A 17,195-nucleotide genomic window follows, 5' to 3' on the forward strand; every position below is an offset into this window, starting at 1 on the left:
ACGGGGTTAAGGTGGGATGAGGCCGGATGGTTTAGCGGACATTAAGGAGTTTGCGAAAAATGGATGAAACGGCCGTTGCTCCGTAGAAAAATTTCGATATATTGGATTAATGGATGATATAGCGAACGACATCTCCTCGACCATCGGCAGAAGAATACATGCCGAAAGAGTGGCTCGAGGCTGGTCCCTGGCAGAGCTGGCGGAGCGGTCCGATGTTTCGAAAGCCATGCTGAGCACGGTAGAACGCGGCATGACCAGCCCGACGGCGGCACTCCTTGTGCGCATTGCGGCCGCCTTCGGCATGACGCTGTCCACATTGATCGCAAGGGCGGAATTGCAGGGCGGTGGCCTGCTTCGCGAACGTGACCAGCCGCTCTGGCGCGATCCGGCTACGGGTTATGTGCGGCGGCATCTTTCGCCGGTCGCCGACATGCCCCTCGAACTGATCCGGATCCAGTTGCCGGCCGGCGCCAAGGTAAGTTTCCCGGCGGCGTCCTATGCCTTCATTAGGCAACAGATATGGCTGATCTCCGGGCGGCTGGAATTCACCGAGGGGGACATCGTTCACCGGCTCGAACCCGGCGACTGCCTGGCGCTCGGCGCGCCATCCGATTGCGTCTTTCACGCTCCGGGGCCGGACGCCGCCGACTATCTGGTTGCGTTGGCCAGGAGCTGAGGTGAAGGCGCGCCGTCCGAAACGCTCCGACAATGGCGGTCCGCCGCTCCACGACTATAACGGTCCGCCCTGGGGCAAGGGCGACCCCTATGTCTTTCTTGCCTGGCGGACCGCCCATGCCCAGGCATGGAAAGTGCCGAGCCGCGAGATCATGCTGATGCGGCTGGACAAGGCCGAGCGGCTGGGCCTGACCTATGAGGAATACACGCTCGAACTGCTGGAACGCGGGCGACATCTGCAATTGGAAGACGCCGATCGCATCGCGGAAATCCGGCGGGCCAGGAAGCGGAAGCGGATCAGTCATTTCGATTGACGGACGGCGCAGGGGAACCACATGAGTTCGATCGAAATCAGGCCACTCACCAGGACTGACGGAACGCAAAAAATACTGGCGGATCTGCTGATCGTGACAGTCGCTGCCGGCGGCTCGGTCAGCTTCATGCATCCGCTGGCGCCGGAGATGGCCGCGGCCTTCTGGAACAGGTCGCTTCATGCGGCCGCCAGAGGCGAAAGGGCGGTGCTTGGGGCCTGGAACGGCGAGGCTCTGGTCGGCACCGTCACCTTGCTGCTCGACTGCCCTCCCAACCAGCCGCACCGGGCCGAGATCGCCAAGCTGATGACCCGCCTCGATTATCGCGGCAAGGGCATCGCAACCCGCCTGATGGAGGCGGCGGAAGCCGTTGCCGTGGAGAAAGGCCGCACGCTGTTGGTCCTCGACACGGCAAAAGAGGAGGGGGCTTCCGGCCTCTATGAAAAGCTCGGCTTCACGCTGGCCGGCGAAATACCGGATTATGCGCTGAAGCCGCATGGCGGGCTGACATGCACCCTCATCTACTGGAAACGCGTCGGCCGGACACGGTGATGGCGACAACGATGCACCTTTGCAACACCCGTCAGACCATCGCGGGCATGGAAAGAATAGCTCTTGCGTCAAATTGGCGGCGAGCTTAGAGAAGCCGCCCATTCTGATCCGTCGTCCTGAAAGAAGACCTGTCAATGACCCGGCGATCCAGATCGACACATTCCGTGCCGACGCTGGAATTGCGTGCGGCCGACAGGGTTCCAATCAGGAAGAACGGCCATGGCAAAGTCCATGATCCAGCGCAGGCAGGATGCCGAGCGCGAACGCATTGAAGCATATGCCGTAACGCTGCGGCGGGTTTTTCCCGTCCCGCGTCCCGCTCCGGATTTCGAGCGGGCGCTCGACGAGGCACGTCGGGGCTTTGCCGGCATGGCGATCCGCGACGGCGCGCTGTGGCGTCCAAAGCTGAAGACGCGCGACCCCGCGCGGCTGCGGCTGGCCGCGGCGCGCCATCTCTATGCGCGCTACCCGGTTACAGCCGCGCTCGAGGGGATCTGGCTGGACAGCTCGGGGTTGAATGCCGGCGAGATTGCGCTTCGCAAGGCTTGGTATATCGCATTGGCGCGTGGTGACTCGCTTTACAAGGTGGGCGCCTGTGCGTGGCTGTCTCGCAAGGAGGTGCATTGCTTCTTGAACTTGCCCAGCGATTTCACGTTCGACGAGGCATTTTGGGTGGCGATCGCCCGGTCCTACACGGATGATTCCGGGTTGGCGGCCCGACTTGCCAAGTCGAAAATCGCGCGCACGCCACGTAACGATCTGGCCTTCTGGCGCGAGGTGACACGGTTCTTCTGCGGGCAACCCGCGTCGAAGGAGGAGATCGACGATCTATGCGACTATATTGGTGCCGTGCACCAGCGCGATGCGGCGTACAGCCTGAAGGGTCGCACGCTCGCCTCGCTGCGTCGGCAGATGCTGGAATGGCATCGAGACATTGCCGCGATCGAACGCATCGAGGCAATGCGCCGCCGCGCTGCCGGGCGGGCCACGCGTACTGCCGGGACGCAGTCGCAGGGTCGCGCCTGGGACGGCTCGTGCCTGGACGACTGGGACTGGCAGCCGTCGACCAAGGAGGCAAAGGCGCATGGCGAGCGTTTCTTCGTCCGTCAGTTGAAGACAGCCGAGGATCTGGTCGCCGAGAGCCGGGCGATGCATCATTGCGTCTCGATATACGCGGCCAAATGCATCGCCGGCAATGCCTCGATCTGGGTGCTGCGGCGCTCGGCGCTCGGCAAGATCGAGCGGTTGCTGACGATCGAACTCGACCCGCAAAACCGTGCGGTGCAGGTGCGCGGTTTCGGCAACCGTCTCGCCTCGCTCGAGGAGCGCAAGATCATCGAGCGCTGGGCCAAGGCGAGGGGTGTGGTGCTCTGCGCCTGAAACGGAAGACCCGCGCGGCAGAAAGGCGGCGCGGGTGCATAATGGGCGGATGTGCCGACGTCAGGCCAAGAGCACATTCGGCGTTGACAGCGGCGTCAAACCAATTCTATTGTCCGCCACCATGAAAAAGGCACTCATTCTCGTAGGAAAGCGCGTGGGCAAGGCGGTGTAACCGCCGGGCGGTGACCTCCCATGCGCAAGACACAGGCTCCCTCGGGGGCCTTTTTTATTGCCCGAAATACGACTAAACGACGAGCAATCGCCAGATGGCGAACAGTACGGGACCAGACCGATGAGCAGTGGACAGAATGAGCGGCGCGAAATGCCAAGAACTGAAATGCCAAGGAGCGAAATGACGGGCGCCGAAATGGTGGTGCAGGCGCTGAAGGACAACGGCGTCAAGCATGTTTTCGGCTATCCGGGCGGCGCGGTTCTGCCAATCTACGATGAAATCTTCCAGCAGGACGAGGTCGAGCACATCCTCGTCCGCCATGAGCAGGGCGCGGGCCACGCGGCGGAAGGCTATGCGCGCTCGACCGGCAAGGCCGGCGTCATGCTGGTGACCTCGGGGCCGGGCGCCACCAATGCGGTGACGCCGTTGCAGGACGCGCTGATGGATTCGATCCCGCTGGTCTGCCTGACCGGCCAGGTGCCGACTTCGCTGATCGGCTCGGATGCGTTCCAGGAGTGCGACACGGTCGGCATCACGCGGCCCTGCACCAAGCACAACTGGCTGGTGAAGGACGTCAACGAGCTCGCGGCAACGATCCACGAGGCCTTCCATGTGGCAACCACAGGGCGCCCCGGTCCGGTCGTCGTCGACATTCCGAAGGACGTGCAGTTCGCCAGGGGTATCTATGTCCCGCCGCAGACGGCGCCGCGCACCAGCTACCAACCGAAGGTCCAGGGCGATCTGGAAAAGATCAAGGCGGCGGTCGAGCTGTTGGCCGGCGCCAGGAAGCCGATCATCTATTCGGGCGGCGGCGTCATCAATTCCGGCCCGGAGGCGAGCCATCTGCTGCGCGAGCTGGTCGACCTCACCGGCTTTCCCATCACCTCGACGCTGATGGGCCTCGGCGCCTATCCGGCGTCGGGCAAGAACTGGATGGGCATGCTCGGCATGCACGGCACGTATGAAGCGAACATGGCGATGCATGATTGCGACGTCATGCTCTGCATCGGCGCGCGCTTCGACGACCGCATCACCGGGCGGCTGACGGCGTTTTCTCCGAATTCGAAGAAGATCCACATCGACATCGACCCGTCGTCGATCAACAAGAACGTCCACACCGACGTGCCGATCATCGGCGATGTCGGGCGTGTGCTGGAGGATCTGGTGCGGCTGTGGCGGGCAACCGCCAAGGCCGACAAGAAAGCGCTTCACCCGTGGTGGGAGCAGATTGCCAAATGGCGCGCGCGCGATTCGCTCGCCTACAAGATGAACCACGAGGTGATCATGCCGCAATATGCCGTCCAGCGGCTCTATGCGCTGACCAAGGACCTCGACACCTACATCACCACCGAGGTCGGCCAGCATCAGATGTGGGCGGCACAGCACTATCATTTCGAGAAGCCGAACCGCTGGATGACCTCCGGCGGACTGGGCACGATGGGCTACGGCCTGCCGGCGGCACTCGGCGTGCAGATCGCGCACCCGGATGCGCTGGTCATCGATATCGCCGGCGACGCTTCGGTGCAGATGACGATGCAGGAGATGAGCGCAGCGGTGCAGCACGAGGCGCCGATCAAGATCTTCATCCTCAACAACCAGTACATGGGCATGGTGCGGCAATGGCAGCAGCTGCTGCACGGCAACCGGCTGTCGCACTCCTACACCGAGGCGATGCCGGATTTCGTCAAGCTCGCCGAAGCCTATGGCGGCCACGGCATTCGCTGCGACAAGCCGGACGAGCTCGACGACGCCATCAAGGAAATGATAGCGGTCAAGAAGCCCGTCCTGTTCGACTGCCGCGTGGCGACGCTCGCCAACTGCTTCCCGATGATCCCGTCGGGCAAGGCGCATAACGAGATGCTGTTGCCGGACGAGGCGACGGACGAAGCTGTGGCCAACGCTATCGACGCCAAGGGCAGGGAACTGGTGTAGCCTGGTTCAAGGAAGCTGTGCAAAAACAGCAGATTAGCGCAAAAGTTTGAAATCGAGATTCATGTCATGAACGCACAGTTGCAACCGACTGGCTCCGCCTATTTCATCGCCAAGGAGACGGAAAAACCAGAGAACCACACGCTTTCGGTCCTGGTCGACAACGAGCCGGGCGTGCTTGCGCGGGTCATCGGCCTGTTTTCCGGACGTGGCTACAACATCGAGAGCCTGACGGTCTCGGAAACCGAGCACGAAAAGCACCTGTCGCGCATCACAATCGTGACGCGCGGCACGCCGCACGTGCTGGAGCAGATCAAGCACCAGCTCGAGCGCATCGTGCCGGTGCACCGCGTCGTCGATCTCACCGTGCGGTCGCAAGAATTCGGACAGGAGCGGCCATTGGAGCGGGAACTCGCGCTGGTCAAGGTCGCCGGCACCGGCGAAGCCCGCGTCGAGGCGCTCCGGCTCGCCGATGCATTCCGCGCCAGCGTCATCGATGCCAACACCGAGCATTTCATCTTCGAGATCACCGGCAAGGGCTCCAAGCTCGATCAGTTCATCGCCATCATGAAACCGCTCGGGCTAGTTGAAATCTGCCGTACCGGAGTGGCGGCGATGAACCGCGGCCCGCAAGGGATGTAGTCATCCAGCTTGGCTCTATCTCGTCGCTTTGCCACCGATCGCATTGATTAGGGGAACGGCATGACATTCGACGCATTATTCGCCCTGCTGGTCTATGCCTTCGTGACCTCGATCACGCCGGGTCCGAACAATTTCATGCTTCTGGCCTCGGGCGTGAATTTCGGCTTGGTCAAGACCGTGCCACACATGCTCGGCATCGGCTTCGGCTTCCTCGTGCTGTTGCTTGCCGTAGGCTTCGGGCTTGGCGCCGTGTTGACGGCCTTTCCGGTGCTGCATACCGGGTTGAAGATCGCCGGCGGCCTTTACCTGCTTTATCTCGCCTGGAAGATCGCCATGTCGCGCTCGCTCGGCGGCGAAGGCGAGGCGAAGGGCCAGCCGATGCGCTTCATCGAGGCTGCGGCTTTCCAGTGGGTCAATCCCAAAGCCTGGGTGATGGCGATTACAGCCATGGCCGTCTATACGAACCCGGAACGCCCGCTTGTGTCCGTGGTGCTGATCGCGGCCGCGTTCGCCGTCGTCATGCTGCCGAGCATTTCGACCTGGGCCGGTTTCGGCATGGCGCTGCGCGGTTTTCTGGCGGATGCGGTGCGGCTCAAATGGTTCAACATCGCCATGGGCGTGATGCTTGCGGCGACGCTGTGGCCGATGCTGCGTTAGCTGCCGTTCTATTGTGCACTGCACATTAAATCTTCGTAATGACGGGTTTTGGCCCTTTTTCGCCTTCGGCATCCTCTATTATCTGGCAAAAGCGCGGCAAGAGGCTGCGAGTTGAGCTAGACTACGGCCACCGGATAGCGGCGTGTCGGATCGAGAGGCCTTTTGTCGATGCGCGGAAAGATCGTATTAGCGGTGATCGCTGCAGCCTGCGTTGCCGCGGCGTGGCTCTATCTTTCGCCCAGCGCAATGAGCGGTCTTCAGCAGATGCTGTCGGCGAATCAGACGGCGACGGCGGACAAGCCCGCTGCAGCGGCAAATGCCGCGCGTACGACTTCGGTGGTTGCCGCCACCGCTACGACCGCCGATTTCCCGGTCCGGCGCTATGCCATCGGCTTTGTGTCCTCTCCTGCCGTGGTCAGCATCAACGCGCGGATATCGAGTCAGATCGTCGCAATCGCGGTCAAGGACGGACAGATGGTGAAGGCCGGCGACCTTCTGTTCTCGCTGGACGATCGCTCGTTGAAGGCACAACTGGCACGCGATCAGGCGACGCTCGCGAAAGACCAGGCGCTGCTTGCCAGCGCCACGGCCGATCTTCAGCGCGCCAAAAATCTCGTCGCCAGGCAGGCCGGAACACAGCAGACCTACGATCAGGCCGTCGCGGCGCAGAAATCCGCCGCGGCCACCGTCGACGCCGACAAGGCAACGATCGATGCGGACCAAATCCAGCTTGGCTTCGCCACGATCAGGGCGCCGATCTCCGGCAGGCTTGGCGCAGTCAGCGTCGCCGTCGGCGATCTCGTCACCACCAGCAACGGCAGCAGCACGTCGACTCCACTGGTGACGATCACGCAGGTCGACCCGCTGCAGGTGAACTTCAATCTCCCCGAAAGCGATCTTGCCTTGCTGCACAAGGCGCTGGCAGCGCCGCAGCAAGGTGCGGTGACGCTGACCAAGGACGGCGACCCGAAGCCGATCGGCAAGGGAACGCTGGATTTCGTCGATTCCAGCGTAGACACGGCGTCCGGCACGATCGCAACGCGGGCCAGTGTGCCCAACGCCGATCTTTCGCTATGGCCGGGCCAATACGTCAACGTCGTGCTCGATGCCGGCATCATGCCACAAATGACGTCCGTTCCGACGGTCGCCGTCCAGCCCAGCCAGAAGGGCCCGTTCGTCTATGTAATCAAGCCGGACAACACCGTTGAAATGCGGCCCGTGCAGGTCGCGCTGACAGAAGGCACCAACACCGCAATCAGCCAAGGATTGAAAAGCGGCGAGCGTGTCGTCGTCGAGGGTCAGACCAAACTGAAGAACGGCGCGGCGGTGCGCGAAGGCAAGGCTTCGACCGGCACCGGCGATCAGGCGGCTCCGAAGGTTGCCGAGGCTGACCGGACGGGCGGAACACAGCCATGATTTCCGAATTCTGCATCCGCAGGCCCGTCGCCACGCTGCTCATGTCGTTCGCCCTGGTTCTGGGCGGACTATTTGCTTACAAATTCCTGCCGGTCGCGGCGCTGCCAAGCGCCGAATTTCCGGTTGTCAACGTCTCGGCCTCGCTGCCCGGGGCTTCGCCGGAAACCATGGCGACGTCGGTGGCAACGCCTCTGATCAAGCAGTTTGCCACCATCGCCGGCATCGATTCGATCTCGACGACCAACTCGCTCGGCTCGACCTCGATCGCCATTCAGTTCGTACTCAACCGCGACATCGATGCAGCCGCCGCCGACGTGCAGGCAGCGATCGCACGTACGCAACGACAATTGCCGCCGGAGATGACCAGCCCGCCGAGCTACCGCAAGGTCAATCCAGCCGACGCGCCGATCCTGCTGATGTCGCTGGTCAGCGACACAATTCCGCTGACTGATCTCGACGCGTTTGCCGAGAATGTGATTTCGCCGTCGCTGTCGACGATCGACGGCGTTGCGCAGGTTTCGATTTACGGCCAGCAAAAATACGCTGTCCGCGTCCAGATCGATCCGACGGCGCTCGCCGCTCGCGGCATCTCGATCGATCAGCTGCAGACGGCCATCGCCTCGGCCAACAGCAACACGCCGCTCGGCGTGCTCAAGAACAACAAACAGCAGCTGACAATCACCGCGAACACGCAGCTGACCGATGCGGCGGGATTCTCCAACATCATCATCGCCACCAAGAACGGCCATCCGGTGCGGCTCGGCGAGGTGACCCGCGTCATCGATTCGGTCGAGACCACGACGACGGCAAGCTGGTATGACGGCACCCGCGCCATCATCATGGCCGTGCAGCGCCAGCCGGATGCCAATACCGTCGACGTCGTCGACCGCGTCAAGGCGATGCTACCTTCCTTCGACGATCAGATGCCGGCAGCGGCGAGCATCCAGTTGCTAAACGACCGCTCGACATCGATCCGCGAGGCGGTCGATGACGTGCAGTTCACGCTCCTGCTCACCATCGCGCTGGTGGTGATGGTGATCTTCCTGTTCCTGCGCCGGGTGACGGCGACGATCATCCCGGCGGTGGCGGTACCGATTTCGCTCATCGCCACGCTGGGCGTGATGTACCTGTTCGGCTTTTCCATCGACAACGTCTCATTGATGGGGCTGACGCTGGCGGTCGGCCTTGTCGTCGACGATGCCATCGTCATGCTGGAAAATATTTTCCGCCATATGGAGGAGGACGGGCTCTCGGCAATGGAGGCGTCGCTCAAGGGCGCCCGCGAAATCGGCTTCACCATCATCTCGATCTCGATCTCGCTGGTCGCCGTGTTCATTCCGGTGCTTTTGATGGGCGGCGTGATCGGGCGCATCTTCAACGAATTCGCAGTGGTGGTGACGGTCGCCATCCTGGCGTCGATGTTCGTCTCGCTGACGCTGACGCCGATGCTGTGCTCGCGGCTGTTGTCATTATCGAAAGCCGAGCAGAAAGCAGCGCATGGCGGGGACCCTAGACAAAACGTCTTCATGCGGGGCTATGACAGGCTGCTGACATTCTGTCTGCGCCACAATTTCCTTGTCTTCCTTGTCTTCCTCGTGACCGCCGGGCTGTCGGTGTGGCTGATCCAGATTTCGCCGAAGGGCTTCTTCCCGCAGGAGGATATCGGCCAGGTCTCGGTGACGACCATCGCGCGCCAGGACATTTCGTTTGACGCGATGGTGAAGCTGCAGGGGCAAGTGGCGGATGTCTTCACCCATTCGCCCTACGTCGCGCATGTCGGCTGGTCGGCGGGCAGTGGAAACAATGCGCTCAACCAGGGCCAACTGTTTGTGCAGCTGAAAGACAAGGACCACCGACCGAACATCGACAAGGTGCTTACGGACCTGCGGCGCCAGCTGGCCAATGTGCCCGGCATCGAAACCTACATGCAGCCGGTGCAGAACCTGCGGCTCGGCGCGCGTTCTTCGGCGAGTGCCTACCAGCTTGCCGTTCAGGGCCTCGATACCGGCCTGACGAACGTCTGGGCGCAGAGGCTGACGGACGCGATGGCTGCCGATCATGCCGCCTTCACCGACGTCACCAATGACCTGCAGAACAACGCGCTACAGGCGACGCTGGTGATCGACCGCGACAAGGCGGCGAACCTCGGCGTCGATACCGACACGCTGCGCTCCAGCCTCTATGGCGGTTTCGGCACCCAGCAGGTGTCGACCATCTTCGGTTCGGCCGACAGCTACGACGTGATCATGGAGCTCGATCCGAAGATCGAGTGGTCGCCCGAGCGGATGCTGGCCATCAAGGTGAGAACGGCGAGCGGCAGCCTGGTGCCGCTCGGTGCGTTCGCCCGCGTCGATCGGACCGCCGGTGCTTTGACCGTCAACCAGCTCGGCCAGCTTCCGGCAGTGACCATCTCCTACAATCTGCCGCAAGGCGTGGCCCTCGGCGACAGCGTGAGCCACATCAACGCGCTGAAGGACAAGATCGGCATGCCGCCGACGATCTCGACCGCCTTCTCGGGCACGGCCAAGACGTTCCAGGATTCGCTTTCCAACCAGGGGCTGCTGATCGGCGGCGCGATTCTGACCATCTATATCGTTCTCGGCATGCTCTATGAGAGCTTCATCCACCCGCTCACCATCCTGACCGGGCTTCCATCGGCGGTGCTCGGCGCGCTGGTGGCACTGCGGCTGGCGGGGATGGATCTTTCGGTGATCGCGGTGATCGGCATCCTGATGCTGATCGGCATCGTCAAGAAGAACGGCATCATGATGATCGACGTGGCGCTGGAACTCAGGCGCGAGGGGATGTCGCCTGTCGAATCCATCCACAAGGCCTGCCTGATGCGCTTCCGGCCGATCATGATGACCACGCTTGCCGCGCTGATGGGCACCATCCCGATCGCGCTCGGCACCGGCGCCAGCGCGGAATTGCGCCAGCCTCTCGGCGTGGCGGTGGTCGGCGGTCTTGTCGCCTCGCAGGCACTGACGCTGTTCGTCACGCCCGTCATTTACGTCTACATGGAGCATTTTTCCGGCTGGCTGGTCAGGCTGTGGGCACGGCGCCGGGGCGAGCCGAGCCCGGTCGAAGCGGTCGACCAGCCGTCACTGTTCGACGAGGAGGAAGAACCGGTGCCGCAGAAGGCGGCAGCCGAATAGCGCTGGCCCAAGCCGTGGTGCTTGCGGCCGGGGGTCCGCGATCGTAATTTGACGCCATGCCGCATAATCACCACCATGACAACGAGCTTGATCCTTTTGCGGCGCGCGTGCGCGCACTGGAGACGATTCTCACCCGCAAAGGCCTGATCGATCCGGCGGCGATTGATGCCATAGTGGACACCTACGAGACCAAGATCGGGCCGCGTAACGGCGCAAAGGTGGTGGCGAAGGCCTGGGTTGATCCCGGGTTTGCCGCATGGCTGAAGCGTGATGCGACGGCGGCCATCGAATCGCTCGGCTACACCGGCCGGCAAGGTGAGCACATGCAGGCGGTGTTCAACACGGCCGAAACGCACAACCTCGTCGTCTGCACGCTATGCTCCTGCTATCCGTGGTCGGTTCTCGGCCTGCCGCCGGTCTGGTACAAGGCGCCGCCCTACCGTTCGCGCGCAGTGATCGATCCGCGCGGCGTGCTCGAGGAATTCGGCCTGACCTTGCCGGCGAGGACGACAATCCGGGTGTGGGATTCGACCGCCGAGCTGCGCTATCTGGTGGTCCCGATGCGCCCCCGGGGTACGGAGGGCTGGGATGAGGCACGGCTCGCCGATCTGGTGACGCGCGATGCCATGATCGGCACGGCGTTGGTGCGGGAACCGGCATGAACGGGCCGCAGGATCTCGGCGGCCAGATGGGTTTCGGGCCGGTCGCGCCCGAACCGGACGAACCCTATTTCCATGCCGATTGGGAAAGGCGGGCGCTGGGCGTGACGTTGTGCGCCGGCGCCATAGGCGCCTGGACCATCGACGAGAGTCGGCACGCGCGGGAATCGCTGCATCCAGCGGATTATTATGCCTCAAGCTACTACCAGATATGGATCAAGGCGCTGGAGGTGCTGCTCAAACGCCATGGTTTCGTCAGCGACCGCGACCTGGCTACGGGCGACGCAGTCGACCCGGCAGCGACACCCAAACGGGTGCTGAAGGCTAAGGACGTTCCGGCGGTGCTGGCCAAGGGCGGGCGCTCCGACCGGCCTGTCGCCGCGCCTGCGCGGTTCAAGGCGGGCGACCCCGTGCGAACCAAGAACTTTCATCCGACCGGCCACACCAGACTGCCGCGCTATGCACGCGGCAAGCGAGGCGTCGTCGAGGCTGTGCGCGACGGCTTTGTCTTTCCCGACACCAATGCGCACGGCCAGGGCGAAAACCCGCAATGGGTCTATACGGTGTCCTTCACCGGCGGCGAAATCTGGGGCGAGGGCGCCGATCCGACACTTGTCGTGTCGATCGATGCCTGGGAGAGCTACCTTGAGCCGGCGTGAGACGGGCTCAGTCGCCGCCATGCTGCCCGCCGGTGTCGAGGCGCCTGTGTTTGCCGAGCCGTGGCAAGCAGAGGCCTTTGCCATGACGGTAGCACTGCACGACAACGGGCTGTTTTCGTGGAGCGAATGGGCGGATGCTTTGTCGGCAGAGGTGAAGCGGCCGGGCGCCGCGCGCGACGGTCACGATTACTACGAGCACTGGCTGGCAGCGCTGGAAAAGCTGCTTTTGGCCAAGGGCGTTGCCGGAAAGCGCGACGTCGATGCGCTCGCCGCTGCCTGGGAACGCGCCGCGCACGCAACGCCGCATGGCAAGCCGATCCAGCTGGAGAACGATCCACAGCGGGCCGGGTAAGCTGCGGTCGCCTGGCCTTGTTCTCTTTACGTTCCTGTTCGTCACTGATAGCCTGACCCTGTCGCAGCGGCGTGATTGCCGGCGATGAAAATTGATGGTGACGGCAGTCACCTTGTCTTTCCCTCGCGAATCCGGTCTGTCGCGCTGATGGAATTCTCTCCTCAACAGGACGAAGCGCTGAAGGCGGTGGCCGGCTGGCTGAAAGCCGGCAAGCCGCAGCTGTTCCGGCTGTTCGGCTATGCCGGCACCGGCAAGACGACGCTGGCGCGCTATTTCGCCGAGCATGTCGACGGCCAGGTGCAGTTCGCCGCGTTTACGGGTAAGGCGGCGCAGGTGCTGCGTTCCAAGGGCGCGGTCAATGCCCGCACCATCCATTCGCTGATCTACCGGCCGAAAGGCGAGGAATCAGTAGCGGACGAGGTGACCGGCAAGACCTCGATGTCGCCGACCTTTTCGCTTAATCGGCAGAGCCCGATCTCGCGGGCCAAGCTCGTCGTCATCGACGAATGCTCGATGGTCGACGAGCAACTCGGCCGTGACCTGATGAGCTTCGGCACGCCAATCCTGGTGCTCGGCGATCCCGGCCAGTTGCCGCCGATCTCCGGCGGCGGCTTCTTCACCGACCACGAGCCGGACATTCTGCTCACCGAAATCCACCGCCAGGCGCGCGACAACCCGATCATCCGGCTTGCGCTTGACGTGCGCGAGGGCCGCGAGTTCATGCGCGGCGACTATGGCGCGGCGCAAGTGATCGGCAAGGAAGACGTCACCCAGGAACTGGTGCTGAAGGCGGACCAGGTGCTGGTCGGCACCAACCGTACGCGCCGCCGTTATAACCAGCGGCTGCGCGAGCTGAAGGGGTTCAACGCCGATTATCCGCAAGCCGGCGACAAGCTGGTGTGCCTGCGCAACGATCCGGCCAAGGGACTGCTCAACGGGTCGCTGTGGAAGGTGATGACCTCGTCGCGCGAGACCGTCAAGCCTGGCATCAATCTGCTGGTTTCGCCGGAGGAAGACGACCCGGATCGCGGCGTCGCCAAGATCAAGCTGCTCAAGGCGGCATTCGAAGATCCGGACGGCGACATCCCCTGGCAGCAGAAGAAACGTTTCGACGATTTCGACTATGGCTATGCGCTGACCGTGCACAAGGCGCAGGGCTCGCAGTGGAACGAGATCGTGCTTTTCGACGAAAGCTGGGCGTTCAAGGAAACCCGGCAGCGTTGGCTCTACACCGCTATCACGCGCGCGGCCGAACGGCTGACGATCGTCCGATAGGGCGGTCGTATCAGCGCTGGGCGATCGGGTTGGCGCCAAGCCATTCCCAGGCGGCGGCCTCGTCCTCGGCCTCGAAATGCCGGAGTTCGATAGGCAAGGAGGCAGGCAAAAAGGCTCTTGCCTCCGGTATCCAGTTCGGCTCACCGATCGCCGCGCAGCGGCCGATATGCTCCACGGCATGAGCTATGCCCTGTTCGATCGTCTCGTCCGATACGTCGGCCCAGTCGACACCCTCATGGTCGATCAGGCGCACCAGCACGTCGATCTTCGGATGCAGCGCATAGGCCGCCTCCAGCAATCCGAACAGGTTTTCGGCGTCAGCCGCTGCGACATGGCCGACGACATCGATGGCGAAAAGATCTTCGCGATCGGTGTCGATGCGGCGAACCGCCGGCACGGCCTCGAGAAAATTCAACAGGGAACTCCTTGCGCTCGATTTTCTTCGCACACCTTGGAACACCTGAAACCCTCTGTCTGTTCCCGTTAAAGGCGGTATAGATGCGCGCCAAGATCAGCCTGGAGCCGTGCAAATGCCTGCAAAGCTTTCCGTCAACCTCAATGCCATCGCCATGCTGCGCAACCGACGCGACCTTCCGTGGCCAAGCGTGACCGGGCTTGGACGCATTGCGCTTGCCGCCGGCGCGCATGGGCTGACGGTGCACCCGCGACCCGACGAGCGGCACACCAGGCATTCCGATCTGCCGCAGATCAGGGCGCTGATCGACGACGAGTTCCCGAATGCGGAATTCAACATCGAGGGCTATCCGACCGAGGATTTCCTGGCGCTTGTGGAAAAGCACCAGCCGGAGCAGGTGACGTTGGTGCCCGACGACCCGGCGCAGGCGACTTCCGACCATGGCTGGAACTTCGCCGCCGAGGCTGCGTTCCTGACACCGGTTGTCAAGCGCCTGAAGAAGGGAGGCTTTCGCGTATCGCTGTTTTCCGATCCGGATCCCGCTGGCATGAAAGCCGCTCGCGACACCGGCGCCGATCGGATCGAACTCTATACGGGTCCATACGGCAGCTATCATTCCGATTCGGCAAAAGCGGCGAAGGAATTGGAGAAATTGGGAAAGACGGCGGATGCCGCATTGGCCGCAGGGCTCCAGGTCAATGCCGGGCACGACCTTGTGGTGAGCAATTTGCCGGCGCTGGCCAGGCGCATCCCGGCATTGGCCGAAGTGTCGATCGGACATGGGTTGACAGCCGATGCGTTGGAGTATGGCATGGCCGCAACGGTCAGGCGGTTTCTGAAGGCTTGTGGCTGGTAGAGAAAGGCGAGCCGATAGGCCGTGCGTTCCCGGCACGGCAGCGCGTCCTTTCCATCCCCGCAGCATAGAGCGCCGCACGTCTATGGGAGTGTCGTCCATGGCCCTTGCCAACGCTGGTAGCGAGGCGGAACCCATCGAACAATCCAGCCACTCCAAGGCCGAGCAGCACAGCACCAAGATCCTGATGCTCGGCGCGCTCGGCGTGGTCTATGGCGACATCGGCACCAGCCCGATCTATGCGTTCCGTGAGGCGTTGCATGCTTCGGCTGGCGGCAATGTCGCCAACCGCGGCGACATCCTCGGGGTGCTGTCGCTGATCATCTGGGCGCTGACCATCACTGTCACCGTCAAATACATCATGTTCGTGCTGCGCGCCGACAACCGGGGCGAGGGTGGCACGCTGTCGTTGATGGCATTGGCACGCGGCAGCTTCCCGAAGCGGTCGGCGGTGATCCTCGGCATAGGCATCGTCGGCTCGGCGCTTTTTTTCGGTGACGCAGTCATCACGCCGGCAATTTCGGTGCTATCGGCGGTCGAAGGCATGAACGTCGTCACGCCGGCGTTCCAGCCCTATGTGGTGCCGCTGACGCTGGTCATCCTGGCGATGCTGTTCGCGGTGCAACGGTTCGGCACGGGCGGCGTCGGACTGGTGTTCGGGCCCGTCACCGCGGTGTGGTTCCTGGCCATCGGACTGTCCGGCCTCAACCATATCATCGACGACCCGGAAATCCTGCTGGCAATCAGCCCACATTACATCGTTTCGTTCTTGGTCAACTCGCCTGACGTCGCCTTCGTCACGGTTGGCGCGGTCTTTCTCGCCGTTACCGGCGCCGAGGCGCTCTATGCCGATCTCGGCCATTTCGGGCGCAAGCCCATTGTACTCGCCTGGCTGGCGATCGTATTCCCTTGCTTGCTGCTCAACTATGTCGGGCAGGGGGCCTTCGTGCTGGCCAATGGCGGCGTTGTCGGTCATCCCTTTTTCGAGATGAACGAAGGCTGGACGCTCATTCCCATGGTCGTGCTGGCGACCGCCGCGACCGTGATCGCCAGCCAGGCGGTGATCTCCGGCGCTTTCTCGCTGACCAGGCAAGCGGTGCAGCTCAACATGCTGCCGCGTTTCGAGATCCAGCATACGTCGGAGAAACAGTCCGGCCAGATCTACCTGCCACGCGTCAACATGCTGCTGGCGCTGGTGGTGATGCTGCTGGTGGTCGGCTTCGGCGAATCCAGCAGGCTTGCCTCGGCCTACGGCATTTCAGTGACCGGCAACATGCTGGTGACCAACATACTGCTTTTTGTCGTCATGACCCGCATCTGGAAATGGCCGCTCGGCGTTGCAGTGGCCTTGACGGCGTTGTTCGCCTCCGTCGATACCGGCTTCTTTGCCGCCAACATTGTCAAGGTGTTCGAAGGCGGCTGGTCCTCGCTGGCGGTGGCCGCAGTGATTGTCATGACCATGTGGACCTGGATAAGAGGCACCAGATACCTGTTCGAAAAAACTCGAAGGAACGAGGTCCCGCTCGATTTCCTCGCCGGCAATCTGCTGAAGAAGAAGCCGCATCTGGTGTCGGGCACCGCGGTGTTCCTGACCAGCGACCCGCTGAGTGCGCCGACCGCGCTGATGCACAGCCTGAAGCATTACAAGGTGCTGCACGAGCAGAACGTCATCCTTTCGGTGGTGACGGCACCGCAGCCTGTCGTGCCCGACAGCGAGCGCGTCAAGATGGAGCAAATCAACGAGCTGTTCATGCGGGTGACGCTGACCTTCGGCTATATGGAGCAGCCCAACATTCCGCGCGCGCTGGCGATCTGCCGCAAGCAAGGCTGGAAGTTCGACATCATGACGACATCGTTCTTCCTGTCGCGGCGCTCTCTCAAGGCCTCGCCCAATTCCGGCATGCCGGTCTGGCAGGACAAGCTGTTCATCGGGCTGGCGCGCACGGCGGCCGATGCGACGGAGTATTTCCAGATCCCGACCGGACGGGTAGTCGAGATCGGGACGCAGGTGGCTATTTAAAAACGTGTCCGTTGCGACATTCCAGGTGGTCTGTCGATCGGACTGAGTCTGCCAAGTCGTGGAGGACTCGCAA

At 62.7% G+C, this 17,195-nt stretch carries 16 protein-coding genes; 15 read left to right on the top strand and 1 reads right to left on the bottom strand.

Annotation, left to right across the window (positions count from 1 at the left end):
- Positions 1–109: 109 nt before the first annotated feature.
- The 13 genes from NKJ28_RS18555 (at position 110) to NKJ28_RS18615 (ending at position 13,834) form a co-directional block, all read left to right on the top strand.
- Positions 110–676: a helix-turn-helix domain-containing protein gene (locus NKJ28_RS18555; protein ID WP_352570435.1), complete on the top strand. Its 567-nt coding sequence runs from the start codon at positions 110–112 to the stop codon at positions 674–676.
- Between the two features lies 1 nt (position 677).
- A complete protein-coding gene (locus NKJ28_RS18560; RefSeq protein ID WP_352456510.1) occupies positions 678–989 on the top strand; it encodes a hypothetical protein in 312 nt (103 codons plus the stop codon).
- 21 nt (positions 990–1,010) lie between these two features.
- Positions 1,011–1,538 (top strand): GNAT family N-acetyltransferase, encoded by a 528-nt coding sequence (locus NKJ28_RS18565; protein WP_352636656.1) that lies wholly within the window; start codon positions 1,011–1,013, stop codon positions 1,536–1,538.
- A gap of 219 nt (positions 1,539–1,757) precedes the next feature.
- Complete coding sequence (locus tag NKJ28_RS18570; RefSeq protein WP_352636658.1) at positions 1,758–2,918, top strand: PcfJ domain-containing protein; 1,161 nt, start codon at positions 1,758–1,760, stop codon at positions 2,916–2,918.
- 352 nt (positions 2,919–3,270) lie between these two features.
- Positions 3,271–5,022, top strand: coding sequence for an acetolactate synthase 3 large subunit (locus tag NKJ28_RS18575; protein WP_352636659.1), 1,752 nt, complete (start codon positions 3,271–3,273; stop codon positions 5,020–5,022).
- A gap of 66 nt (positions 5,023–5,088) precedes the next feature.
- Positions 5,089–5,661 carry an acetolactate synthase small subunit gene (gene ilvN / locus NKJ28_RS18580; protein ID WP_023676680.1) on the top strand — a complete coding sequence of 191 codons (573 nt, stop codon included), beginning with the start codon at positions 5,089–5,091 and terminating at the stop codon, positions 5,659–5,661.
- Between the two features lie 60 nt (positions 5,662–5,721).
- Complete coding sequence (locus NKJ28_RS18585) at positions 5,722–6,318, top strand: LysE family translocator (RefSeq protein WP_352636660.1); 597 nt, start codon at positions 5,722–5,724, stop codon at positions 6,316–6,318.
- A gap of 168 nt (positions 6,319–6,486) precedes the next feature.
- A complete protein-coding gene (locus NKJ28_RS18590; protein WP_352636661.1) occupies positions 6,487–7,734 on the top strand; it encodes an efflux RND transporter periplasmic adaptor subunit in 1,248 nt (415 codons plus the stop codon).
- Positions 7,731–10,889: an efflux RND transporter permease subunit gene (locus NKJ28_RS18595; RefSeq protein ID WP_352636662.1), complete on the top strand. Its 3,159-nt coding sequence runs from the start codon at positions 7,731–7,733 to the stop codon at positions 10,887–10,889. Before NKJ28_RS18590 ends, NKJ28_RS18595 begins: the two co-directional genes overlap by 4 nt.
- A gap of 56 nt (positions 10,890–10,945) precedes the next feature.
- Positions 10,946–11,551 carry a nitrile hydratase subunit alpha gene (gene nthA, locus NKJ28_RS18600; protein WP_352636663.1) on the top strand — a complete coding sequence of 202 codons (606 nt, stop codon included), beginning with the start codon at positions 10,946–10,948 and terminating at the stop codon, positions 11,549–11,551.
- Positions 11,548–12,207: a nitrile hydratase subunit beta gene (nthB, locus tag NKJ28_RS18605; RefSeq protein WP_352636664.1), complete on the top strand. Its 660-nt coding sequence runs from the start codon at positions 11,548–11,550 to the stop codon at positions 12,205–12,207. The genes nthA and nthB overlap by 4 nt, the downstream gene beginning before the upstream one ends.
- 19 nt (positions 12,208–12,226) lie before the next feature.
- On the top strand, positions 12,227–12,559 hold the full coding sequence (locus NKJ28_RS18610) for a nitrile hydratase accessory protein (protein ID WP_156937343.1): 333 nt from the start codon (positions 12,227–12,229) through the stop codon (positions 12,557–12,559).
- A 147-nt stretch (positions 12,560–12,706) separates the two neighbouring features.
- Positions 12,707–13,834, top strand: a complete 1,128-nt coding sequence (locus NKJ28_RS18615) for an ATP-dependent DNA helicase (RefSeq protein WP_352636691.1) — start codon at positions 12,707–12,709, stop codon at positions 13,832–13,834.
- Positions 13,835–13,844: 10 nt separating this feature from the next.
- Here the strand turns inward: NKJ28_RS18615 and NKJ28_RS18620 are convergent, their stop codons facing one another.
- A complete protein-coding gene (locus NKJ28_RS18620; protein ID WP_352456501.1) occupies positions 13,845–14,249 on the bottom strand; it encodes a SpoIIAA family protein in 405 nt (134 codons plus the stop codon).
- Between the two features lie 115 nt (positions 14,250–14,364).
- Here NKJ28_RS18620 and NKJ28_RS18625 point away from each other — a divergent pair, with 115 nt between their 5' ends.
- Complete coding sequence (locus NKJ28_RS18625) at positions 14,365–15,105, top strand: pyridoxine 5'-phosphate synthase (protein ID WP_352570420.1); 741 nt, start codon at positions 14,365–14,367, stop codon at positions 15,103–15,105.
- 97 nt (positions 15,106–15,202) lie between these two features.
- Positions 15,203–17,122: a potassium transporter Kup gene (locus NKJ28_RS18630; RefSeq protein ID WP_352456499.1), complete on the top strand. Its 1,920-nt coding sequence runs from the start codon at positions 15,203–15,205 to the stop codon at positions 17,120–17,122.
- Positions 17,123–17,195: the final 73 nt, after the last annotated feature.

The organism is Mesorhizobium sp. M0145, from assembly GCF_040322355.1.
Lineage (GTDB): Bacteria > Pseudomonadota > Alphaproteobacteria > Rhizobiales > Rhizobiaceae > Mesorhizobium.

Coding starts and splice junctions, on each gene's coding strand:
- NKJ28_RS18555 (WP_352570435.1), top strand. CDS start 110: ATGGATGATATAGCGAACGACATCTCCTCGACCATCGGCAGAAGAATA.
- NKJ28_RS18565 (WP_352636656.1), top strand. CDS start 1,011: ATGAGTTCGATCGAAATCAGGCCACTCACCAGGACTGACGGAACGCAA.
- NKJ28_RS18570 (WP_352636658.1), top strand. CDS start 1,758: ATGGCAAAGTCCATGATCCAGCGCAGGCAGGATGCCGAGCGCGAACGC.
- NKJ28_RS18575 (WP_352636659.1), top strand. CDS start 3,271: ATGACGGGCGCCGAAATGGTGGTGCAGGCGCTGAAGGACAACGGCGTC.
- ilvN (WP_023676680.1), top strand. CDS start 5,089: ATGAACGCACAGTTGCAACCGACTGGCTCCGCCTATTTCATCGCCAAG.
- NKJ28_RS18585 (WP_352636660.1), top strand. CDS start 5,722: ATGACATTCGACGCATTATTCGCCCTGCTGGTCTATGCCTTCGTGACC.
- NKJ28_RS18590 (WP_352636661.1), top strand. CDS start 6,487: ATGCGCGGAAAGATCGTATTAGCGGTGATCGCTGCAGCCTGCGTTGCC.
- NKJ28_RS18595 (WP_352636662.1), top strand. CDS start 7,731: ATGATTTCCGAATTCTGCATCCGCAGGCCCGTCGCCACGCTGCTCATG.
- nthA (WP_352636663.1), top strand. CDS start 10,946: ATGCCGCATAATCACCACCATGACAACGAGCTTGATCCTTTTGCGGCG.
- nthB (WP_352636664.1), top strand. CDS start 11,548: ATGAACGGGCCGCAGGATCTCGGCGGCCAGATGGGTTTCGGGCCGGTC.
- NKJ28_RS18610 (WP_156937343.1), top strand. CDS start 12,227: ATGCTGCCCGCCGGTGTCGAGGCGCCTGTGTTTGCCGAGCCGTGGCAA.
- NKJ28_RS18615 (WP_352636691.1), top strand. CDS start 12,707: ATGGAATTCTCTCCTCAACAGGACGAAGCGCTGAAGGCGGTGGCCGGC.
- NKJ28_RS18625 (WP_352570420.1), top strand. CDS start 14,365: ATGCCTGCAAAGCTTTCCGTCAACCTCAATGCCATCGCCATGCTGCGC.
- NKJ28_RS18630 (WP_352456499.1), top strand. CDS start 15,203: ATGGCCCTTGCCAACGCTGGTAGCGAGGCGGAACCCATCGAACAATCC.